The sequence below is a fragment of the Amycolatopsis sp. NPDC043885 genome (assembly GCF_056435685.1).
Genome location: NZ_JBWKEA010000017.1, coordinates 1 through 21,320, shown reverse-complemented (window position 1 = coordinate 21,320; position 21,320 = coordinate 1). Strand labels below are relative to the sequence as shown.

Genomic DNA, 21,320 nt, shown 5'->3' with positions numbered 1-21,320 from the left:
CCCGAAACGCCACTCACGACCCCCTCGACCCACGACCAGGCCGAAGGTGCCCCTTCGTCGCATCAGACGCAGCGAAGGGAGCCTTCACCCCACCCGCCACCCTCGCCCAAGATCAACTTAAGCTACGTGGCATTGCGTTCCAGCGACCTAAACACTCACGACCACCTGAACCCCGCCTCGCGCGATCTCAAACGGAAACAACGGCCGGGGTGCCTCGGCTACCGGTCATCTGCTCCAGCGCCCACGTCTTGCCGAATTCGGCCAGCGCCGGCGCCGACCAATAGGCGGGGATTCTGATTCCGGACCACAGAGGCATTTTCGGCCCGCTCAGGGTTCCGTGACTGACCTGGACGCGGACCGCTCCTTCCACCCAGGTGAAAACGAAGTGGGCGTACATGAACATCCATGCCTGCCTGCCCATCACATCCCGCACGAGCACCGGCCCTTCGGACGGATAAGGCGCCGTGTAGATGACTTGTTTCCGGCCATTGCGATAGCTGACTTCCTGAGCGGTGACACCGGGAGGAAGCATCAACGGTTCCACTCGGTCAGTCCTCCACAATGGTGATCGTGCCGTGACCGTCGCAGCCGGCACAGCCTTTTCCGTCGCAATCACCACATACCGAAGTTAGATAACCCATGATTCGGAATCCGTTCGCGTCGAAGTCGAAGTGCCCGAAGTATCCGCATTACCTCGTGAACACGAGGCTCAAGTTAGCGAGCACGCCGACACCAGGACAACCCGAACGAAGCCGATCCATTCCGACGGATTACAAATACCGAATTATTGCAGCAACGCAACGCATTCGACGTGATGCGTCATCGGGAAAGCGTCGAAAGCGCGCAGATCCACCAGCCCGTATCCGTGCTCGGCGAACAGCGCGATGTCTCGCGCCAAGGCAGCGGGGTCGCACGCCACGTAGACGATCCGGTCGGGCGAACCCTCCGCGATGGAATCGACGACGGCTTTGCCCGCGCCCTTGCGCGGCGGGTCGAGGACGACGACGTCGACCGGTTTCGGGGCGTCGGCCAGCAGGTGCTCGACCCGGCCGGAGCGCCAGCGGACCTGCGGGAGGTCGGCCAGGTTCTCCTCGCCGTCGGCGACGGCACGGCGGCCGGACTCGACGGCCAGGACGCGCCCGCGCGGGCCGACCTGCTCGGCGAGCACCGACGCGAGGAGGCCGACACCGGCGTACAGGTCCCACGCCACGCCGTCACGCGGTGCCTCCGCCCATTCCGCGACGACGGCGGCGAGCGCGTCCGCGGCGGCCGGGTGGACCTGCCAGAAGCCGTGGGCGTCCAGGCGCCAGTCACGGCCCGCGGCGTGCTGCACGGCGATACCACCGGCCAGCTGCCGCGAACGGGTCTTCCCGTGGACCGTCGACAGGTCGCGAAGGTGCACCTGTCCCTCGTCGTCCTTGGTGACCTCGATTTCGCTGCCGGGGCGCCACTTCCGCGACACGACGTCGTCGAGCGCGCCGGGGACGGTGATCGGGCAGTCGTCGATCGCGATCACGCGATGACTGTGATGCGCCCGGAAACCCGCCCTGCCGTCCTTGCCCGCGACGAGCCGGACGCGGCTGCGCCAGTCCAGCGGGCCACCGTCGAGAGCTTCGACGACGACCTCGCGGTCGATTCCGGCCAGCCTCTTCAGCTGCTCCATGACCACGGCGGCCTTGAGCTCACGCTGATGGCCGGGCGTGGCGTGCTGCCAGTCGCAGCCGCCGCACTCCCCCGGCGCCGCGAGCGGGCACGGCGGCTCGACGCGTTCCGGCGACGCCTCCAGGACCTCGACGGCGTCGGCTCGGCAGAACGACCCGCCCTTGTCCTCGGTGACCGATGCCAGGACTCGCTCGCCGGGCAGCGCGTGCCGCACGAAGACGACTCGCCCCTCCGCCCGCGCGACGCAGTGCCCGCCGTGCGCGACCGCGCCGACCTCCAGCTCGATCGTTCGTCCGAGCCATGTGCCGGTCGACGCGTCCACACTCATTCGGCTTCGTCCTTCTTCATTTCGGATTGCTTGACGACCGGGGAGAACCCGCGCCGCACGTCTCCGGCCGCCGGACGAGCCTTGCGGTCGCGTTTGATCGCCTTTTCCGACGATTCGAGCTGCCACGGCACGCTCGTCACCATGACGCCGGGCTGGAACAGGAGCCGTCCCTTGAGGCGCAGCGCGCTCTGGTTGTGCAGGACCTGCTCCCACCAGTGCCCGACGACGTACTCGGGGATGAACACGGTCACCACGTTGCGCGGGTTGTCGCCGCGGACGCGCTTCACGTAGTCGAGCACCGGCTTCGTGATCTCGCGATACGGCGATTCGATCACCTTCAGCGGAACCTTGAAATTGTGGTCGTCCCATTCCTGGACGAGTTTGCGGGTCTCGACGTCGTCGACGTTCACCGTGACGGCTTCGAGGACGTCCGGGCGCACGGCCTTGGCGTACGAGAGCGCGCGCAGGGTCGGCAGGTGCAGTTTCGAAATCAGCACGATCGCGTGGTTGCGCGAAGGCAATACGGTCGGCTTGCGGTCCATTTCGCGCAATTCCTCCGCGACCCGGTCGTAATGCTTCCGGATCGCGGTCATCAGCGCGTAGATCGCCACCATGGCCGCGATCGCGATCCAGGCGCCGAGCAGGAACTTCGTGACCAGCACGATGATCAGCACGGTGCCGGTCATGGTGAGGCCGATCGCGTTGACCGTCTGCGAACGCCGCATCCGCCGCCGCACCACCGGATCGGTTTCCCTCGCCAGCAACCGGTTCCAGTGCCGGATCATGCCCGCTTGGCTGATCGTGAAGGAGACGAACACTCCCACGATGTACAGCTGGATGAGCTTGGTGACCTCGGCGTCGAACGCGATGATCAGCACCAGCGCGAACGCCGACAGGAACAGGATGCCGTTGGAGAAGGCCAGCCGGTCGCCGCGCGTGTGCAGCTGGCGCGGCAGGTAGCGGTCCTGGGCCAGGATCGAGCCGAGCACCGGGAAGCCGTTGAACGCCGTGTTCGCGGCCAGCAGCAGGATGATGCCGGTGGCGAAGGAGATGTAGTAGAACGCGGGGGTGAAGTCGGCGAACACCGCCTGCGCGATCTGCGCGACGATCGTCTTCTGCTCGTAGCCCGCCGGCGTGCCGGTGAGCTGCGTCTCCGGGTGCTCGGCGAATTTGACGTCGGTGATGATCGCCAGCGTGATGATGCCGATCAGCATCGTCACCGCGAGCACCCCCATCATCAGCAGGGTGGTCGCCGCGTTCTTCGATTTCGGCTTCTGGAACGCCGGGACACCGTTGCTGATCGCCTCGACCCCGGTCAGCGCCGCCGCGCCGGAGGAGAACGTGCGCAGCAACAGGAAGAAGAAGGCGAAACCGGTCAAAGAGGCTTCTTCGTGCAGTTGGAAATCCGCGCTCTCGGCCCGCATGTCGGCGCCGGAGGCCGCCTCGATCAGGCCCCAGATCACCATGCCGAGGATGCCGATGATGAACCCGTAGGTCGGGATCGCGAACGCTTTGCCCGATTCGCGAACTCCGCGCAGATTCAGCGCGGTCAGCACGACCACGATGACTACCGCGGCGATCACCTTGTGCTGCGCCACCCAGGGAATGGCGGAACCGATGTTCGCCACTCCGGACGACGTCGACACCGCCACGGTGAGCACGTAATCGACCAGCAGCGCGCTGGCGACGGTGAGCCCGAATTTGCCGCCGAGGTTGGTGTTGGCGACCTCGTAGTCACCGCCGCCGCTGGGATAGGCGTGCACGTTCTGCCGGTAGGACGCGACCACGACCAGCATGACGAGCGCGACGGCGACGCCGATCCACGGCGCGAACGCGTACGCGGACAAACCGGCGACACTGAGGGTCAGAAAGATCTCCTCAGGCGCGTAGGCGACGCTCGACAACGCGTCGGACGCGAAAATCGGCAGCGCGATGCGCTTCGGCAGCAGCGTATGCGAGAGGCGGTCACTCCGGAATGGACGTCCGAGGACGAGCCGCTTCAATACGGTCGGGAACTTCGACACCACGGAAGACTAGCTAACGGTGCTCACGGTAGGTTCGGCGCTGGTGTGTCTGGGTACCTGCGGACGGGTGAAACGTTCGCTGACTAAGGAGGCAGTGCGTGCACGTGGTGATCATGGGATGCGGCCGGGTGGGCGCATCCCTTGCCGCGGCGCTGGAGCGGCTGGGGCACGACGTCGCCGTCATCGACAAGAGCAGGCAGGCGTTCCGGCGGCTCGGCAGTGATTTCCACGGTCAGCAGGTGGTCGGCGTCGGCTTCGACCGGCAGGTACTGATCGAGGCCGGGATCGAACGCGCGGGGGCCTTCGCGGCGGTGTCGAGCGGCGACAACTCCAACATCATCTCGGCGCGGGTGGCCAGGGAGAACTTCGGCATCGACAAGGTCGTCGCCAGGATCTACGACCACAAGCGCGCGGCGGTCTACGAACGGCTCGGCATCCCGACCGTGGCGACCGTGCCGTGGACGACCGACCGGTTCCTGCGCACCCTGCTCCCCGACGGCGTCGCCTCGGTGTGGCGGGACCCGTCCGGCAGCGTGGCGCTCCTGCAACTCCCGCTGCACGAGGGCTGGGTCGGGCGCAGCGTGCGCGAACTGCAGGACACCACCGGCGCGCGGGTCGCGTTCATGATGCGATTCGGCACCGCCGTGCTGCCTGACACCAAGGCCGTGATCCAGGCCGACGACGTCGTGTACGTCGCCGCGAAATCGGGCACTGTCAGCGACGTGACCACCGTCGCCGCTCGCGAACCGGAAGAGGAGAACTGATGCGGGTCGCGATTGCCGGGGCCGGCGCGGTGGGCCGGTCGATCGCCGCGGAGCTGATCGACGGGCGCCACCAGGTGATGCTCATCGAACGTGAGGCCGACCAGTTCGAGCCGCACACCGTCGAGCAGGCGGATTGGGTACTGGGCGACGCGTGCGAGGTGTCGATCCTGGAGGAGTCCGGGATCGAGGAGTGCGACGTCGTGATCGCCGCGACGGGCGACGACAAGGCGAACCTCGTGGTCTCGCTGCTGGCGAAAACCGAGTTCGCGGTGCGCCGGGTGGTGGCACGGGTGAACAACCCGGCCAACGAGTGGCTGTTCAACGACGCCTGGGGCGTCGACGTCGCCGTGTCGACCCCGCGGATGCTCGCGGCGATGGTCGAGGAGGCGGTGAGCGTCGGCGATCTGGTGCGGCTGATGACGTTCCGGCAGAGCCAGGCGAACCTCGTCGAACTCACCCTCCCGGAGGAGACGCCGCTGGCGGGCAAGGCGGTCAGCGAGCTCAACCTGCCGCGTGACGCGGCGCTGGTGACGATCCTGCGCGGGGACCGCGTGATCGTGCCGCAGCCCGAGGACCCGCTGGAGCCGGGTGACGAGCTGCTCTTCGTGGCGACGTCGGACGTGGAACCGGAGATCCGGACAGCTCTGGGATACTAGTTCTCCGAGGCGGGCGCCTGCGCGTACTTCGCGCGCAGGCGAGCCTCGACCTCTTCGTCGGTCTCTTCGCGCGGGGCCTCTTCGGCCAGCGCCTTGAGGTGCTTGTCCGACCGCCGCACCGCCCAGACGACGGTGAGCAGGCCGAGCGCGTACAGCGGGTATCCCATCGCGATCTTCGCGAAAGCCAGCCAGCCGGTGTGGTCCTCGTCGTACAGCCAGCGCTGCACGACGAACCGGGCGCCGAAGATCAGCGCCATGGCGCCGGTCGCGATCGAATAGGCGATCAGCGACTTCTTGTCCTTGCGCCAGGCGTGGCCGCTGCCGTTGAGCGCGTTCCACACCACGCCGGCGAGCGGCCAGCGGACGACGATCGAGAGCACGAAGACACCGCAGTAGACCAGGCTCGTCCAGATGCCGAACAGGAAGAATCCCTTGGCCGAGCCGGTCCGGTAGGCGATGAACGCCGCGATCGCGACCCCGAAGAAGCCGGAGATCGCGGGTTGCAGCGGCTCCTTGCGCACGATCCGCAGCACGGTGATCGCCACCGCGCTGCCCACCGCGGCCCAGATCCCCACCGTGAGCCCGAAGATCGCGTTCGCGATCACGAACACGATGACCGGCAGCGAGGAATAGAACAGTCCGGACAGCCCGCCCATCTGTTCCAACAGGGTGGGCTGGGGCTTCTTGTCTTCGGTCTTCTCTTCGCCGCCGACAGGTTCAGTCACGATGCGGGATCAACTCACAGGGCTCTGAAGTTCGTAATAGGGGTTGTACAGCACCTTCTGACCATCACGTTCGGCCATCCGGCCGCGCACCTTGATGGTTCGCCCGGGTTCAATCCCGGGGATCCGGCGGCGTCCGAGCCAGATTAGCGTCACACCCTGTGTGCCGTCGAACAGCTCGGCCTGCAGCGTCGCCGCCTCGTTGGTCGGGCAGAGCTCCACGCTGCGGAGTCTCCCGAGCACCGTCACCTCTTGACCCGACCGGCAGTCGCAGGCTCGCTGCGCTCCGCCGGCCTCGGATTTTTCGGACAGATCGTCGGCGTCGAGATCCTCGACGTCGCTGGTCAGCTTGCGGACCAGCCGGCTGAAGTAGCCGCCGTCTTTGGCGGACATAACGGTGCTCCTGTGCTCCGGGGCCCCCGACTTGAACGGCCCGTGCGTAATCCAGCGTAACTGTGCTCCGACCAGGAGAACGGGTTTAGGGGAATATCGCAACGTGACCTCCGCTATTCCGCCTACGACGGCAGTAGTACTCCCCGGCACCGGGTCCGACGAAGTGTTCGTGCGCGCCGTGTTCGCCGGTCCGCTGCGCGCGCTCGGCATCCGGCTGATCGCCCCGCCGCCGCCTTCCGGCGACCGGCTCGCCGACGGCTATCTCGAGGAGCTGGACAGGCTGGCCGCCGAGCACGGTCCGCTGCTCGTCGGCGGCATCTCGTTCGGCGCGCACCTGTCGGCGGAGTGGGCGGCGCGGAATCCGGCCCGCTGCACCGGCCTGCTGGCCGCGCTCCCGGCCTGGAACGGCCCGGCCGGACGATCACCCGCGTCGCTCGCCGCGCGGCTGTCAGCGGATCTGGTGGCCGAAAACGGGGTCGACGGCGCACTGGCGAAATCGGCGGCCGGCGTGCCGGAGTGGCTTTCGGCGGAACTCGGCCGCGCGTGGCGGCGGCACGGCGACGGACTGGCGGCGAGCCTGCGGACGGCGGCGGGCCATCCCGCCCCGTCTCTGGAGGACCTGAAGGGCCTCGACGTGCCCGCGGGGATCGGCGCCTGCGTGGACGACCCGATCCATCCGGCGGAGGTCGCCCGCGCCTGGGCGGAGGCCCTGCCGCGCGCCGAGGTCGGCGAGTCGACGCTCACCGCCCTCGGCGCGGACCGGGAATCCCTGGGCCGGGCGACCGTGCTGGCCTGGTTGAAAGCCCGGACCCACTAGCCCGGCGTCGGCACGATCTCCGAGCCCAAGCTGTCTCGACCACACGGTCTCCCCAAGGGCGCCCCGCGCCCGACGGAGACTTCACCCGTCGCGCGCCCTCTTTCGGGCCGAAGGCCCACGAAAACGTGATGAAACTAACTCTGCTCGGCGATGTGCTGCGCGACGGCGTCGGGCAGCGTGATGGTCAGCGGGGTACGGACCGGCATCGGCGCGTCACCGCGGTCGACGATGGTGTGCCGCACGATCTCGCGCAGTACGGCGGGCGCCTGCGACGCCTGCGACTGCGGGCCGGCGATGACGCCGCGGAGCATCCAGCGCGGGCCGTCGACCCCGACGAACCGCAGCGCGACGTCACCGACGATCGCGGACAGCTCCAGCCCCCACTCCCCCATGCCGACCGAGACCTTGGCGCCATCGGCACGCAACTGCTCGGTGAGCTCGGTGCTGACGTCCTTCCACAGGCCGCCGGACCGAGGCGCCGCGTAGCCGCTGACGGTGATCTGGCCCTGCTCGGTGACGACGTGCACCGCGCGGACACCGCCGCTCTCCGGGTCCATCTCGACCTGGACCTGGGAACCGTCGGGCACCGGCACCTTCACCGAACCGAGGTCGATCCGCGGGATGCCGTCCTCGGGCGCGTCGGCGAGGTCGAAGGGGCCGTCGGAGGTCTCCGACAGCTGCGCCTCGATCTCCTCGTCGGCGTCCTCGGCGGCAGCGCTGTCGGGACGCTCCTCGACCTCGGGCGCGGCGTGCCGTCCGCTCGGCTTCGCGCGCTTGCGTCCGAAAATCCCCACTAGTTCTCCGTTCCTTCCCTGGCTCCGGCTCCCAGTGTGGCGTGTCCGCCGGTGGAGCCATACCCTCCCTCGCCGCGCTCGGACGGCTCGAGTTCGGCGACCTCGACGAACTCGGCCTGTTCGACCCGTTGCACGACCAGTTGCGCGATCCGGTCGCCGCGGGTGAGCACGACCTTCTCGGAGAGATCATGGTTGATCAGGCAGACGCGGATCTCACCGCGGTACCCGGAGTCGATCGTGCCCGGGGTGTTGACGACCGAGAGGCCGACGCGGGCGGCGAGACCCGAGCGCGGGTGGACGAAGCCCGCGTATCCGGGCGGCAGCGCGATCGCGACACCCGTGCCGACCACGCCGCGTTCACCGGGCGCGAGCACGAGATCCGAGGTGGTGACGAGGTCGGCGCCCGCGTCACCGGGGCGCGCGTAGGCGGGAAGGGGGACCGAAGGATCGATCCGGGAAAGCAGTACCTGAACGGTGGACACGGGCGGCGAGACTACCCTGAAGGCGTGGGTGAAAGCGTGAACACGGCCGAAGGCGGCGCCGTCAAGCATTCAGAGCGGCTCTACGTCCCGTGGTGGGGCTGGCCGTTGCCGCTGCTGGGCGGCGGGCTGCTGGCGGCGGAGATCGACATGGGATATCCCGGGATTCGCGGATGGCTGCCGTACGTGGTCCTGATCCCCGCGGTGATCGCGCTGATGATCTCGCTCGGCCGGTCTCGCGTCCGGGTGACCGGCGGCGCCGAGCCGGAGCTGTGGCTGCGCGACGCGCACCTGCCGCTCAAGTTCGTCGGCGACGTCGACGTCATCGACAAGGAAGCGAAGCGCAAGGCGCTCGGCCGCGACGCCGATCCGGCGGCCTTCGTGCTGCACCGGGGCTGGGTCGGCCCGGTCGTGCGGGTCTGGCTCACCGACCCCGGCGACCCGACGCCGTACTGGCTGTTCAGCACCCGGCATCCGGAGAAGGTGGCCGCACTGCTCCGCCACCCCGCCGAGAAGTCCTGAGCACGGGAAAAGGGGGCCGGCCACCGGGCCGACCCCCTTTATTCCTGTTTCAAACCCCGAAGCCCCTGTCGCGCCGTCCCCTGTGCCCGTAGGCTCAGGCGCAGTCGCGGCAGATGAGCCGTCCGCCACTCTCCTCGGCCAGCCTGCTGCGGTGGTGCACCAGGAAGCAGACGGAGCAGGTGAACTCGTCGGCCTGCTTGGGCACGACCTTGACGGTCAGGTCCTCACCGGAAAGTCCGGAGAGGTCCGCGCCCGGCAGCTCGAAGTTCTCGGCGGTCGCGTCCTCGTCGACGTCCACGACGCCGGACTGGTTTTCGTTACGCCTTGCCTTCAGCTCTTCCAACGAGTCTTCGGCCAGCTCGTCGGCTTCGCTGCGGCGCGGAGCGTCGTAGTCGGTCGCCATTAGTCCCTCACCCCTGCGATGCTTTCGATGTCAGATGGCCCGGACCCGCGAGCGCGCGGCTCGTGAGTCCTTCGTGCCGCTGGTTAACGTCCCAGCGCCCCTGTTTGTGCCCGGCTGGGCAGTGAGCGAGGTCTCTCTTTTGTGCCTCTTACTGCCGCCTGAGCCCGCGAAGGGTAGCTCACGCTGATACCGGCTCTGCAACGAGTCAGACATTGCCGGGATTACGTCACCCAACAGGGGGAACAGGAGAGGAGGGGGATGAAGCCATTGTCAAGACGCCCGTCGTCCGATTGGGTTGCCCCCGCGTCGGGTACCTCACCCCTTGGGCCCGGCTGCTTGCCCGGAGTGGCCATCGCGTGGTGCTATCCGGAGGCCCGCGCCGATCACCTTCGCCGCAACGCATAGGCTGATCGGACACGATGGTGAGATGAAGCACCGTCCGGGGATCCGGGCTTTGGGGAAGGGACTGGCAGGTGGCGTCGGGGAACGGCATCGGGGACCGCGGGGCGAGGCCGTATCGCAAGCGCAAGCCGCTGCCCGCGCTCATCGTGATCGGGGTGATGGCGCTCGGCGCGGTGATCGTCTGGGTGAACGTCGTCGCGAGCAAGTCCGACATCGATGCCAGGGTCCGCTGCGATCCGCCGCCCGTCCCGCAGCAAGGTGTCACCTACACGCCCCTGACGCACAACGGGCTCGACGACCGCGCCCCGGTGCCGCCGGACAAGGTCGCCGTCCAGGTGCTCAACGGATCCCAGGTCCGCGGCCAGGGCGGCATCGTCACCAGCACGCTCAGGGAACTCGGCTTCTCCCAGATCGTCGAGCCGGACGTCGACCCGGCCTACAAGAACACCGAAGCCAAGTGCCGCGGCCAGATCCGCTTCGGCGAGAACGGCGCCGCCGCGGCCCGCACGCTGAGCCTGGTGGTCCCGTGCGCCGAACTGGTCAAGGACAACCGCAAGGACGCTTCGGTCACGCTCACCACCGGCACCCTGCTCGGCGACATCCGCCCGAAGGCGGAGGCCCGACAGGTCCTCGACCAGCTCACGAAGTGGTCGAAGGCGCAGCAGGGCAGCGGCGGCGGTGAGCAGTCCGCGGGCGGCGGCGCCCCGGTGATCGACCAGGCGCTGCTGAAGGCCGCCCGCGAAGCTCCCTGCTGATACTCTGATACTCCCTCAAGCGCTATGAAAGGTCCTTTCCTTGCAAAATTTGCAAGGAAAGGACCTTTCATAGCGCGCCCAAGGGCTCAGATCGTGCCCACGCCCGAGTCGAGCAGCGCCTGACGCAACGGAGCCGCGATCGTCGGTGCCACCGCGAACGTCGCGTCGGGTCCGAGTTCGGCGTCCTCCCCCGGCAGCGACACGAGAGCTCCCGCCTCGGCGGCGATGAGCGCTCCGGCGGCCCAGTCCCAATGTCCGAGGCCGTGCTCGACGTAGGCGTCCAGCCAGCCCGCCGCGACCGCGCACAGATCGAGCGAGGCGGCCCCATTGCGCCGCACGTCCCGCACCCTGGTCGCCAGTTCGGCGACGAACCGGGCCTGCTTCGCCCGCCGTTCGACCTTGTAGGCGAACCCGGTGCCGACGAGCGTCAGGTCGAGCCGCTCCGGGGCGTTGACCGACAGCGGCCGCCCGTCGAGGAACGCGCCCTGCCCGCGCGCGGCGGTCCAGCGGCGCCCGCTGACCGGTTCGACGACGGCGCCCGCCACCGACACCCCGCCGACCTGCGCGGCCACCGACACGGCGAACCACGGCAGCCCGTAGAGGAAGTTCACCGTCCCGTCGATCGGGTCGACCACCCAGGTCACCCCGTCCCCGGCGATCCCGCCGCCCTCCTCGCCGAGCACGGCGTCGCCCGGGCGCAGTTCGGCGAGCCGGGCGCGCACCAGCCGTTCCGACTCGTGGTCCACCGCGGTCACCACGTCGGTGTCGGCGGATTTGGTGTCCACGCGCACCTCGCGGCCCGCGTTCATCCCGGTCCAGGCCTCGTGGACCAGTTCGGCGGCCTCGCCCGCGACACGCTCGGCGACACCCTTCAGCAACGTCTCGTCAACTCCCACGTCCGCCATGTCACCACATCCGGTTAAAGTCTCCGAGGCAGGCTTCTGAATCGTGCGAGAAGGGACCACGTCCGTGGTGGAGGCGACCCGAGGTTTCGGTATCGACATCGGCGGCAGCGGGATCAAGGGCGCGCTGGTGGACTTGGCGGAGGGACAGCTGATCGGCGACCGGATCCGCATCGACACGCCGAAGCCGTCGACCCCGGAGGCGGTGGCGGACGTCGTCGCCGAGATCACCGGCCAGGCCGGCTGGGACGGCCCGGTGGGCGTCACCCTGCCCGCGGTGGTCAAGAAGGGGGTCGCGCACACCGCGGCCAACATCGACCGCAAGTGGATCGGCACCGACGCCGACGCCCTGTTCGCCAAGCGCCTCGGCCGCGGTGTGGACGACATCGCGATGCTCAACGACGCGGACGCGGCCGGCATGGCCGAGATCCGCTGGGGCGACCCGGTCGCGCGGCGCGGCGTGACGGCGCTGCTGACCTTCGGCACCGGCATCGGCAGCGCGGTCTTCCAGGACGGGAAGCTCGTGCCCAACACCGAGTTCGGCCACATCGAGGTCGACGGCTTCGACGCGGAGAAGAAGGCCGCGGCGTCGGTGAAGGACAACGAGAGCCTCTCGTATCCCGAATGGGCGGAACGGGTGAACAGGTATCTCTCCGTGCTGGAAAACCTGATCTGGCCGGATCTGTTCATCGTCGGCGGCGGGGTCAGCAAGAAGTCGCACAAATGGGTCCCGCTGCTCGAGATCCGCACGCCGGTGATCGTCGCGTCGTTGCAGAACAACGCGGGCATCGTCGGCGCGGCGGCCGCCGCCGCGGAGGGCATCGAGCACTGACGCGCCCACGTTGACATCCGCGCCGCGGATGTCACTTCGGCGGGTCGGACGGCGTGTCGCGCCCGCCGGGTGGTGGTCCGCGCCGCGACGCTGTCACGTATCGTCGTTACAATGGAACACGGCCCACGGCGGCGGCACCCACGAGAACGAGGGAAACCGCAGGCCGAGGGGTGTTCCCCGAAGTTTGAGGCAGCCGAGACCATCACGCCTCGGCTCGTCATGATCGACCGCTGCGAAAGGGCGTAAGTGGCAGCCGCAAGAACCGCAACCCGAAGCGGGACGAAGACAGCGACCGCAGCCGGCGAGCCGGCCGACGAGGCAGCCACCGACGCGGCGAAGCCCGCGGCGCGCAAGACCGCCGCCAAGGCGGCCGGCGCGAAGAAGGCCCCGGCGAAGAAGGCTCCGGCCAAGAAACCCACCACCAAGGGCGCCAAGACCGAAGACGGCGATCCGGAAGACGGTCCGGTAGAGCTCGACGAAGCCGACCTCGAAACCCCGGACCTGTCGGATCTCGAAGAGGTCGAGGTGGACGTCGTCGACGCTTCCGTCACCGAGGAGACGGAAGAGGACGCGGAGTCCGACGAGGACGTCGAAGAGACGCCCGCCCGCGGGCGCCGCACGTCGACCGACAAGAACGCCGGAAAGACCTCCGACAACCCGGACTTCGTCTGGGACGAGGAAGAGTCCGAGGCGCTGCGCCAGGCCCGCAAGGACGCCGAGCTCACCGCTTCGGCCGACTCGGTCCGCGCGTACCTCAAGCAGATCGGCAAGGTCGCCCTGCTGAACGCCGAGGAGGAGGTGGAGCTCGCCAAGCGCATCGAGGCCGGGCTCTACGCCGCCGAGCGCGTCCGCAACGCCGAGGAGGAGGGCGAGAAGCTCGTCACCCAGATGCGGCGCGACCTCAAGTGGATCGTGCGCGACGGTGAGCGGGCGAAGAACCACCTGCTGGAGGCGAACCTCCGGCTCGTGGTCTCGCTGGCCAAGCGCTACACCGGCCGCGGCATGGCGTTCCTGGACCTGATCCAGGAGGGCAACCTCGGCCTGATCCGCGCGGTCGAGAAGTTCGACTACACCAAGGGCTACAAGTTCTCCACGTACGCCACCTGGTGGATCCGTCAGGCGATCACCCGCGCGATGGCCGACCAGGCGCGCACCATCCGTATCCCGGTGCACATGGTCGAGGTCATCAACAAGCTCGGCCGTATACAGCGCGAACTGCTGCAGGACCTCGGCCGCGAGCCCACCCCCGAAGAGCTCGCGAAGGAAATGGACATCTCCCCGGAGAAGGTCCTCGAGATCCAGCAGTACGCCCGCGAGCCGATCTCGCTCGACCAGACCATCGGCGACGAGGGCGACTCGCAGCTCGGTGACTTCATCGAGGACTCCGAGGCCGTCGTCGCGGTCGACGCGGTGTCGTTCACGCTGCTGCAGGACCAGCTCCAGTCGGTGCTGCAGACGCTGTCCGAACGTGAAGCGGGTGTGGTGCGGCTGCGGTTCGGCCTCACCGACGGCCAGCCGCGCACGCTCGACGAGATCGGCCAGGTGTACGGGGTGACCCGTGAGCGCATCCGGCAGATCGAGTCGAAGACGATGTCGAAGCTGCGTCACCCGTCGCGTTCGCAGGTGCTGCGCGACTACCTGGACTGATCCCAGGGTTCACGGAAGACCCCGTCACCGTTTCGGTGGCGGGGTTTTTCGCGTCCGGTGTCGAATCCACGGCCCGCTCGTTCGACGCGTGGGTATGACGAAACCTCACGCCACCAAGAACCTCGACCGCTACGGATCCGCGGAACTTCCTTGGAGCCGCGCGCGGGACATCCTCGCCGAGGACACCCCGACCGCCGACCTGACCTTCTTCGTGACGACCGTCCGTCCCGACGGACGCCCGCATTCGGCAGGCGTCGGCGCCGTCTGGGTGAACGACGCCCTGTACTTCAAGGGCGGGCTGGGCACGCGCCGCTCCCTCAACCTGGCCGCGAACCCGGCGTGCTCGGTTTCGGTGCGGCTGCGAGGAATCGACCTCACGATGGAGGGCGAGGCGCACCGGGTCACCGACCCGGCGACGCTGGGACGGGTGGCGGCGGTCTACCGGACGGGTGGCTGGCCCGCGACGGTGGAGGGCGACGCGCTCACGGCTCCCTTCAGCGCGCCCAGCGCGGGACCGCCGCCATGGCACCTGTACCGCCTCACCCTGCGCCGCGCGATCGGCGTGGCGGGCGCCGAACCGCACGGCGCGACGCGCTGGGACTTCGCCCCGTGAACCCAGCGGTCCGTGAAGGCCTCCTTGCCTACCCTGAAAGTAGGGAAGGAGGCCTTCACGGACTTGGGTGGGTTCAGGCGCGGCCGGTCAAGGTCGTCCACGGGACGTGCACGGTCACCCGTTCCCTGAGCTGTTCGTTCATCAGCCACAGCTCCCCCGTCGCGGGCCAGTACGACAGGTTCTGCGAGTTCACCGGCGCGCGGCCGCTCAGCCGCGACGTCGAGGTGCCGCCGACACCTCCGTGCAGGCACGACGGATGGTCGCCCGCCACCCCGGCGTACTCGGGACACACGCCGGTCATCACGAAATATCCGTTGCGCGACACCGCTCCCTGCATCCCCCAGACCGGCGACACGAAGCCCTCCTTCGCGTGCACGGTGCCATCGGCCGACACCTTGGGCAGGCCGGTCGCGCGGTCGAACGGCCACCGCAGCACCCGGCCGCCCGCCGCGTTCGGGATGTGCTCCGCGGTCACGATCGAGCCGTCACCGTGGTCGAACGACATCGTCGCGAGACACGGCCGCGTCCCGGGGGCATTGGTGCAGGCACCGCCGCCGGGGTACCAGTACGCGCCGATCTGCGGCATCGCGTAGTCGTAGAACGCCGCGTGGTACTTGCCGTCCGGGCCCTTGCCGACGACGCCGGAGCTGTCGTCGACCTTCCAGAAGTGCGTGGTGTCGAAGACCCGCACCACTCCCCCGGTGGTCGCGACGAACAGCCGGTTCCCGATCCACGTCATCCCGTGCCCGTGTCCTTGCACGACGGCGAAGTTGTCGTTCGACGTCGGTTCGACGAGCAGCACGTGCCGGTACCCAAGCCCGGTCGCGTCCACAAAGGACAGACGAACCATCGTGTCGCCCGGAGTGTGCCAGGACGTCGCCACGACCCGTTTGCCGCCGACCTTCCCGGTCGCCGCGTCCGCGTCGCCGGAACCGGTCAGTCCCTGCGGGATCCAGTCGTTGGTCTTGTCGTCGTTCGCGTCTTCCCAGCAGAATCCCGCCGGTTTCAGCGCCGTCGCGAGATACGTGCCGTGGCACAGCGGCCGCGCCTTCCGGTTCGCCGAAGACAGGATCTCCGGCAGGCCGCGAGCCGGGAGGTGTTTCTCCAGGGCGGCGATCCGAGCGCCGTAGGTGCCGAAGGTCGAGCCGGACGTCCAGCGGAAGCCGTCGACCGTGGCCGCGTCCATCTTCGGGAACGCGGCCGCGGCCGACGCGACCCCGGGGATGAGCCCGAACACCAGCAGGAGTGCAGCGAGAAGTCCCAGCCTCTTCATGCCCGCGAGCCTCCCGGTCGCGCGCATACTTTCGATACAAACCGTGTCAGGACACCGAAAGCCCGCGCTCGGCCAGGGATTCCTCGACCCGCAGCCGTTCGATCTCCCGGTCGAAACCCTCCGGGAGGCTGTCCAGCCGGTGGTCGACCTCGACCTCCCGGCAGGCTTGGACGAGCAGCGCGTCGTAAGCCTGCCTGGTGCCGTACCGGCGGACGGCGGAGGCGCCGGGCGGGAGTTCCGCCAGCAGGCGGTGCACCCGGCGGAGATCGGCGGCGAGTTTCTCGATGGGCGGGCCCGCCGGGATCTCGGGTTCACGGCGCCAGCGCCACCGGCGAACCAGCACGGGGACCTTCAGCGCGCACCAGAAAAGCACCGAAGGCGCCACAGCGACAACGGCGTACAGCGTGACAGGCCCGATGGCCATGACCCATGGTAATCCCGCACGGAGCACCGGAGAATCCGCGAATCCGGGCTATATTCGCGACTGTGCTGACCGAGAGCTACCGCTACCCGGACACCGGCGACCACGTCACCGGCGTGTTCATCCGACGGCACGAACCCTACGAGGGCTACTGGACGGCCAGCGAGGACCGCGCGCTCGGCAAGGTCGCCGAAGAGCTCGCCGCGATCCTCGGCCCGCGCGAAGAAGTCAAGGCGCTCGACGCCGGCTGCGGAGAAGGCCGCCTCCTCCCCTGGCTCGCGCGGTTCTCCGCCGACGTCACCGCCGCGGATCCCGACCCGGACCGGCTGGCCAAGGCGCGGGAAACCGCCGTCGAGGACACCGGCTTCTCCTTCGCCGTCTCTCCGATCACGGAACTGGACGGCGGCCCGTACGACCTCGTGCTGTGCAGTCACGTCATCCAGCACGTGCCGACGCCGGACGTCGGGCCGATCCTGCGGCGGCTGGCCGGGATCACCGCGCCCGGCGGTGCGCTGGTGCTGGCCTACAGCCGGTCGCCGATCGGGCGGGGCGCGTTCAGCCTCGACAGCGTCGAAGCAGGCACCGAAGTCCGCTCTCGCCGCGTTTCGCGCGAAGAGTTCGACAAAGCATTACGCGACGGTGGCCCGGCGCTCCCGGTGCGCTACCTCGATCCCGAGGAGGTCGCCGCCGAAGCGGCCGAGGCGGGCTGGCGCACCGAGTGGGAGTGGACGTACCACGTCCTCGACGACCTCGGTCCCGCCGACGAGCACATCGACCGCGACGAACTGGTCAACGCCTCCGGGCCGCTGCGCCGCCATCTCGGCCGGGACCTGATCACCCTCCTGCGTCGCGCATGACCTCGGTGCTTCTCACCTTCGCGTGGGCGGTCCCGCTGTCCGAGCAGGAGGCGGAGAAGGTGTTCGACGGCGGCCGCGACCGCGGGCTGCTGGCCCATCTCGACGGGAAACTCGGCGCGGAGTGGACGGCCGCGGAGAACTTCCTGGCCAGCTACACGAAACCGCCGCGACGCCGGGTGCTGCGCAAACGCACCGGTGGCTCCCGGCTGTCGATCCGTGTCGGCGCGGTCGGGCTGCCCTGTGAACTCGTCGTCACCTGGCATCCCGCCTATCACGCGATGACGCTGGTCCTCGCCATCACGATCACCGGCGCGGCGGCGGACGGGCCCGCCGCCGAATTCGACTTGGCCATCGCTGTGCTGCAGAGCCTTCAGGGCCGCGAGACGGCGAACGGCGACAAAGGGCTGCACGGCGGCTACGGCGAGAAGACGTTCCCCTCGCTCCTCAAGACCGTCACCCACATCTTCGAGGACCTGACCAGGGGCTGCGGCCTCACCGAGGGGCTCGGCCGCAAGGGCTGGTGCGTCGAACTGCGGTCTCACGACGGGCATCCGCCCGCCCAGCGGGTCGCCGCCGATCCCCGGCCGTACTACGGGCTGGCGACCAGCGACGAAGGCTGGCGGTTCGTGCCCCGCGAGGTCGCGAGGGAGGCGCTCGGCCCGTCGTGGGGCACGCGCTCGTTCGTCGCCGCCTACCCGATGGCGGGCGGGATCGTCTGCCTCAACAGCAAGGATTCCGACTACGTCGAGCACCAGGACGAGCTGATGCGCGGCCCGTTCGGCGCCGTCGAACCGTACTTCGGCATCGACAGCGAAATCGGCGGGCTCGACCACGGGATGCTCTTCATCCTCGAACGCGTCCTGATCCGGATGGCGCTGGCCGACCAGTGGCTGGCGTCGATGAGGAAAACCGGGAGCCGCACCCGGCTCCTGCGCGGCTCGCTCGACGACATCCTCGAGATGCTGCACTCGGTGCTGCCGCCCGAGGTCGATTCGCTGGAGCGCCGCCTGGTCACCAGCATGGGCGTGGAGCGGATCATCGCCCAGCTCGACCGCCAGGCCGAGGCGATGGACGAGGAGACCCGGTACGCCTACGAGAACACGGTGAGCGCGCGGGTCACGCGGCTCACCGTGGTCACCGTCGTCCTGACGGTCGTCACCATCGTCCTCGGCGTCCTGCAGGTGCTGGTCTCACTCTGACCGGCGGCGCTGTTTGCGGGCGCGTTCGGCGAACAGCAGCCCCACGCCCCCGGCCACCATCAGCGCGCTCACCACCACGTGCATCCCGGACGGGAGCAGGTGGAGCTGGATGAACCAGCTCGGGTCGGTACTGCCCAGCAGCCGGTTGATCAGCCCGCCCCCGCCCTGCACCAGCAGGAGGATTCCCAGTAGTTCGATCATCGTCGAGCCCCTTCCTTGACCCTCTCGTGCTTGGGGGAGAGTTCCTGCCACAGCGGCCCGGTGGCGAACCAGATGGCCGTCACGACCCCCAGCTTCGGCAGCCAGCCCCACAACGGGTCGACCTGGTCGGTGTCGCCGACCATGAAGATCAGCAGGAGCAGCACCCCCGCGGCCAGCCCGCAGGCCAGCACGCATTTGAACCAGTCACGCCATTCGGCGCGCAGCTTCTCCCGGCCCCTCGGCTTGGGCGGCGGTGGCGGCCCGCCCGCGAACCGGTGGGCGAACCGGACGTCGGCCCACTTGATCATCGAATGCCCGAACACGACGCTGAAGCCCAGGTACACCGCGGCCAGGCCGTGCACGAAGTTCGCCGTGGCGCCGTTGCGCAGGTCGATGACCGTCGCGACCAGCACGACGAGGTCGATCACCGGGGTCAGGAGCAGCAGCACGACGCTGGTCCGCTTCAGCTTGAGCAGATAGCGGGCCACGAGGCCGGCGACGATGGCGACCCAGAAACCGATCTCCCCGCCGGCGACCACGGCCGCCATCGGGTTTTCCGCGATGAAGTCCCAGATCTTGTTCACGCCGTAAGCCTCGCCGACCACACCGGTCCTCCGCGTCGGCGTACGGCACGAGATCACCGTCATCAGTTAGTAGGACCCCGCGGCCCGTCCCGGTGTGCTGGGATGGGGCGGTGCCCACGTTCGTCCCGCGCCTGAACCACCTCGCCGAATGGAAACAGGACCTCGTCATCGCCTCCGGCACCTGGGTCCTCGGCGTGCTGGTCTACGTGAGCGGGATGCAGGTGCTCCTGGCGGGTCCCGACGACACGCCACTGTGGATCCGGCTGAGCGAACTGACCGTGCTGTGCGGGCTGGAGATGCTGCGCCGCAAGATCCCGCTGGCGCTGCTCTGCGCGCTGGCCGTGCTCGCCGTGGACATCGCCTTCGGCCCGTCGCTCCCGATCCTCATCGTCTTCACCGACTTCCTGTACGCGACGACGCTCTACGGCTCGCGGCGCACGAGCAGGCTGATGATCGGCGTCGCCGCGATCGGCACCATCGCGGTGGTCTGCCTCGCGCTCATCTTCTCCGCGCAGTGGCGCACGGCGATCCTCGCCGCGTTCGCCCTCCTCCCGTTCCTGGTCACGCCGGTGTGGTGGGCGGCCAACGTGCGCCAGCAGCGGGACATCGCCGACAGCGAACGGGCGAACGCGGTCCAGCTGGCCACGATCGGCGAACTGGACCGGAAGGCCGCCGTCGCGGGGGAACGCTCGAAGATGGCGCGGGATCTGCACGACGTCATCGCCGGGCATCTCTCGGCGATCGCGATCCAGTCCGAGGCCGCGCTGTCGATGGCCACCGTCGACCCGAACCTGTCCAGGAAGGTCCTGGAATCGGTGCGGGAGAACAGTGTGAGCGCGCTCGACGAGATGCGCGCGATGATCGGGCTCCTGCGCGCGGATCCGTCCACCGGGGACACCGAGATCGAACCGACGGCGCCCGCCCGGCTGGCCGAACTGTCCAAACTGGTCGAATCCGCGCGGGCGAGCGGGCTGAAGGTCGAGACCGGGTCCACCCCTGGCCAGTACTCCCTGCCCGCCGCGGTCGACCTGACCGCGTACCGGATCGCGCAGGAAGCGCTCACCAACGCGGCCAAACACGCCGCGGGGGGCCGGGCCGTGCTCGACATCCGCGCCGACGGAGGCATACTCACCATCGAGGTGCGCAACGATCTTCGTCCCGGCTCCGGCTCGGGTGACGACGGCGGGACCGGACTCGGCCTGCTGAACATGCGGGAACGCGCCGCCGCGGTGGGCGGCACTCTCGCCGCCGGGCCGTCCGGCGGCGGCTGGCTGGTCCGTGCCGAACTTCCTCTGGAGGGGTCTTGAGCGACGGGAACATCAAGGTGCTGGTCGCCGACGACCACGGCGCCATCCGCGCCGGGTTGATGATGATCCTCGGCAACGCCGAGGGTATCGAGGTGGTCGGCGAAGCGGCGGACGGCGCCACCGCCGTCCGCCAGGCGAAGGCGCTGAAACCGGACGTCGTGCTGATGGACGTGCGCATGCCCGGCGTCGACGGCATCGCGGCCACGCGGGAGCTGACCGCGGAGGGACTGTGCGAAGTCCTCGTGCTGACGACCTTCGATCTCGACGAGTACGTCCACGCCGCGCTGCGGGCGGGTGCGGCCGGGTTCCTGCTGAAGTCGGTGGAGGCGTCACGGCTGATCGAGGCGGTGAAACTGGTCGCGGCGGGCGAAGGAGTGCTCGCCCCGCAGGTCACGCGGAAGCTGATCGCCGCCTTCGCCGCCGGGACCCGCGAGCCTTCGCTGGTCCCCGACGGGCTCGAAGACCTGACCGAACGCGAGCGCGAAGTGCTGGCGTGCCTGGGCGGCGGCCTGTCCAACGCGCAGATCGGGACCCGGCTGCACATCGGCGAGACCACGGTGAAGACGCACGTGTCCCGCGTGCTGACGAAGCTGGAACTACGGTCGCGGGTGCAGGCGGCGATCCTCGCGCAGGAGAACGGCGTCGTACTGGAGGGGTGATGGCTCCAGGTGGTCGTGGGGGGCGATTCGGGTTAGAACACGAATCGCCACTCACGACCACCCTGACCCACCCATCCTCGAAGTGGAGAGTGGTCTTCTCGCGT

General features: G+C 69.0%; 25 protein-coding genes. 12 read left to right on the top strand and 13 right to left on the bottom strand.

What is annotated here, in order from left to right:
- Positions 1-187 precede the first annotated feature (187 nt).
- The 3 genes from AC069I_RS34390 to AC069I_RS34380 form a co-directional block, all read right to left on the bottom strand.
- Positions 188-544, bottom strand: a complete 357-nt coding sequence (locus tag AC069I_RS34390; protein WP_478227827.1) for a hypothetical protein — start codon at positions 542-544, stop codon at positions 188-190.
- A 240-nt stretch (positions 545-784) separates the two neighbouring features.
- Positions 785-1,990, bottom strand: a complete 1,206-nt coding sequence (locus tag AC069I_RS34385) for a class I SAM-dependent RNA methyltransferase (protein ID WP_478267260.1) — start codon at positions 1,988-1,990, stop codon at positions 785-787.
- A complete protein-coding gene (locus AC069I_RS34380) occupies positions 1,987-4,014 on the bottom strand; it encodes an APC family permease (RefSeq protein WP_478267259.1) in 2,028 nt (675 codons plus the stop codon). The genes AC069I_RS34385 and AC069I_RS34380 overlap by 4 nt, the downstream gene beginning before the upstream one ends.
- A 98-nt stretch (positions 4,015-4,112) precedes the next feature.
- Here AC069I_RS34380 and AC069I_RS34375 point away from each other — a divergent pair, with 98 nt between their 5' ends.
- Both AC069I_RS34375 and AC069I_RS34370 read left to right on the top strand, forming a co-directional pair.
- Positions 4,113-4,778, top strand: a complete 666-nt coding sequence (locus tag AC069I_RS34375) for a potassium channel family protein (protein ID WP_125675257.1) — start codon at positions 4,113-4,115, stop codon at positions 4,776-4,778.
- Positions 4,778-5,434: a potassium channel family protein gene (locus AC069I_RS34370; RefSeq protein WP_125780267.1), complete on the top strand. Its 657-nt coding sequence runs from the start codon at positions 4,778-4,780 to the stop codon at positions 5,432-5,434. The genes AC069I_RS34375 and AC069I_RS34370 overlap by 1 nt, the downstream gene beginning before the upstream one ends.
- Here the strand turns inward: AC069I_RS34370 and AC069I_RS34365 are convergent.
- Both AC069I_RS34365 and AC069I_RS34360 read right to left on the bottom strand, forming a co-directional pair.
- Entirely contained in the window at positions 5,431-6,159 is a 729-nt protein-coding gene (locus AC069I_RS34365) for a DUF3159 domain-containing protein (RefSeq protein ID WP_478227824.1), read from the bottom strand. The two genes, AC069I_RS34370 and AC069I_RS34365, sit on opposite strands and share 4 nt — an antisense overlap.
- A gap of 9 nt (positions 6,160-6,168) precedes the next feature.
- On the bottom strand, positions 6,169-6,549 hold the full coding sequence (locus tag AC069I_RS34360; protein WP_034316985.1) for an OB-fold nucleic acid binding domain-containing protein: 381 nt from the start codon (positions 6,547-6,549) through the stop codon (positions 6,169-6,171).
- Positions 6,550-6,652: 103 nt separating this feature from the next.
- On the opposite strand from AC069I_RS34360, the gene AC069I_RS34355 reads away from it, so the two are divergent.
- Complete coding sequence (locus AC069I_RS34355) at positions 6,653-7,366, top strand: alpha/beta fold hydrolase (RefSeq protein WP_478267258.1); 714 nt, start codon at positions 6,653-6,655, stop codon at positions 7,364-7,366.
- A gap of 134 nt (positions 7,367-7,500) precedes the next feature.
- Here AC069I_RS34355 and AC069I_RS34350 read toward each other — a convergent pair whose 3' ends face one another.
- Both AC069I_RS34350 and dut read right to left on the bottom strand, forming a co-directional pair.
- Positions 7,501-8,160, bottom strand: coding sequence for a DUF3710 domain-containing protein (locus tag AC069I_RS34350; RefSeq protein WP_478227822.1), 660 nt, complete (start codon positions 8,158-8,160; stop codon positions 7,501-7,503).
- The gene (dut, locus tag AC069I_RS34345) at positions 8,160-8,642 is read right to left on the bottom strand and encodes a dUTP diphosphatase (protein WP_007033571.1); all 483 of its coding nucleotides are present in this window, start codon (positions 8,640-8,642) and stop codon (positions 8,160-8,162) included. The genes AC069I_RS34350 and dut overlap by 1 nt, the downstream gene beginning before the upstream one ends.
- A 24-nt stretch (positions 8,643-8,666) precedes the next feature.
- On the opposite strand from dut, the gene AC069I_RS34340 reads away from it, so the two are divergent.
- Positions 8,667-9,161 carry a DUF3093 domain-containing protein gene (locus AC069I_RS34340; protein WP_478227821.1) on the top strand — a complete coding sequence of 165 codons (495 nt, stop codon included), beginning with the start codon at positions 8,667-8,669 and terminating at the stop codon, positions 9,159-9,161.
- A 94-nt stretch (positions 9,162-9,255) separates the two neighbouring features.
- Here AC069I_RS34340 and AC069I_RS34335 read toward each other — a convergent pair whose 3' ends face one another.
- Entirely contained in the window at positions 9,256-9,564 is a 309-nt protein-coding gene (locus AC069I_RS34335; protein ID WP_005164528.1) for a DUF4193 domain-containing protein, read from the bottom strand.
- Between the two features lie 473 nt (positions 9,565-10,037).
- Here AC069I_RS34335 and cei point away from each other — a divergent pair, with 473 nt between their 5' ends.
- Positions 10,038-10,721: an envelope integrity protein Cei gene (cei, locus tag AC069I_RS34330; RefSeq protein WP_478227820.1), complete on the top strand. Its 684-nt coding sequence runs from the start codon at positions 10,038-10,040 to the stop codon at positions 10,719-10,721.
- 86 nt (positions 10,722-10,807) lie between these two features.
- Here the strand turns inward: cei and AC069I_RS34325 are convergent, their stop codons facing one another.
- Entirely contained in the window at positions 10,808-11,626 is an 819-nt protein-coding gene (locus tag AC069I_RS34325; protein ID WP_478227819.1) for an inositol monophosphatase family protein, read from the bottom strand.
- A 67-nt stretch (positions 11,627-11,693) separates the two neighbouring features.
- Here AC069I_RS34325 and ppgK point away from each other — a divergent pair, with 67 nt between their 5' ends.
- The 3 genes from ppgK to AC069I_RS34310 all read left to right on the top strand — a co-directional run bounded on the left by ppgK (position 11,694) and on the right by AC069I_RS34310 (position 14,715).
- Entirely contained in the window at positions 11,694-12,455 is a 762-nt protein-coding gene (gene ppgK, locus AC069I_RS34320; RefSeq protein WP_478227927.1) for a polyphosphate--glucose phosphotransferase, read from the top strand.
- Positions 12,456-12,701: 246 nt separating this feature from the next.
- Positions 12,702-14,102: an RNA polymerase sigma factor gene (locus AC069I_RS34315; protein WP_126731519.1), complete on the top strand. Its 1,401-nt coding sequence runs from the start codon at positions 12,702-12,704 to the stop codon at positions 14,100-14,102.
- A gap of 94 nt (positions 14,103-14,196) precedes the next feature.
- Positions 14,197-14,715, top strand: a complete 519-nt coding sequence (locus tag AC069I_RS34310; protein WP_478267257.1) for a pyridoxamine 5'-phosphate oxidase family protein — start codon at positions 14,197-14,199, stop codon at positions 14,713-14,715.
- A gap of 73 nt (positions 14,716-14,788) precedes the next feature.
- Here the strand turns inward: AC069I_RS34310 and AC069I_RS34305 are convergent, their stop codons facing one another.
- Positions 14,789-15,988 (bottom strand): hypothetical protein, encoded by a 1,200-nt coding sequence (locus AC069I_RS34305; RefSeq protein WP_478267256.1) that lies wholly within the window; start codon positions 15,986-15,988, stop codon positions 14,789-14,791.
- A 46-nt stretch (positions 15,989-16,034) separates the two neighbouring features.
- Positions 16,035-16,412 (bottom strand): hypothetical protein, encoded by a 378-nt coding sequence (locus AC069I_RS34300; RefSeq protein ID WP_478227816.1) that lies wholly within the window; start codon positions 16,410-16,412, stop codon positions 16,035-16,037.
- A gap of 62 nt (positions 16,413-16,474) precedes the next feature.
- On the opposite strand from AC069I_RS34300, the gene AC069I_RS34295 reads away from it, so the two are divergent.
- Positions 16,475-17,266, top strand: a complete 792-nt coding sequence (locus AC069I_RS34295; protein WP_478227815.1) for a class I SAM-dependent methyltransferase — start codon at positions 16,475-16,477, stop codon at positions 17,264-17,266.
- Positions 17,263-18,465: a hypothetical protein gene (locus AC069I_RS34290; RefSeq protein ID WP_478227814.1), complete on the top strand. Its 1,203-nt coding sequence runs from the start codon at positions 17,263-17,265 to the stop codon at positions 18,463-18,465. The genes AC069I_RS34295 and AC069I_RS34290 overlap by 4 nt, the downstream gene beginning before the upstream one ends.
- Here AC069I_RS34290 and AC069I_RS34285 read toward each other — a convergent pair.
- Together AC069I_RS34285 and AC069I_RS34280 are read right to left on the bottom strand one after the other, a co-directional pair.
- Entirely contained in the window at positions 18,457-18,666 is a 210-nt protein-coding gene (locus tag AC069I_RS34285; protein WP_478227813.1) for a hypothetical protein, read from the bottom strand. The two genes, AC069I_RS34290 and AC069I_RS34285, sit on opposite strands and share 9 nt — an antisense overlap.
- On the bottom strand, positions 18,663-19,250 hold the full coding sequence (locus tag AC069I_RS34280; RefSeq protein WP_478227812.1) for a hypothetical protein: 588 nt from the start codon (positions 19,248-19,250) through the stop codon (positions 18,663-18,665). The genes AC069I_RS34285 and AC069I_RS34280 overlap by 4 nt, the downstream gene beginning before the upstream one ends.
- A gap of 110 nt (positions 19,251-19,360) precedes the next feature.
- Between AC069I_RS34280 and AC069I_RS34275 the strand changes: the two genes are divergently transcribed.
- Complete coding sequence (locus AC069I_RS34275; RefSeq protein ID WP_478267255.1) at positions 19,361-20,557, top strand: sensor histidine kinase; 1,197 nt, start codon at positions 19,361-19,363, stop codon at positions 20,555-20,557.
- Entirely contained in the window at positions 20,554-21,216 is a 663-nt protein-coding gene (locus AC069I_RS34270; RefSeq protein WP_007033583.1) for a response regulator, read from the top strand. The genes AC069I_RS34275 and AC069I_RS34270 overlap by 4 nt, the downstream gene beginning before the upstream one ends.
- The last annotated feature ends 104 nt before the right edge of the window (positions 21,217-21,320 follow it).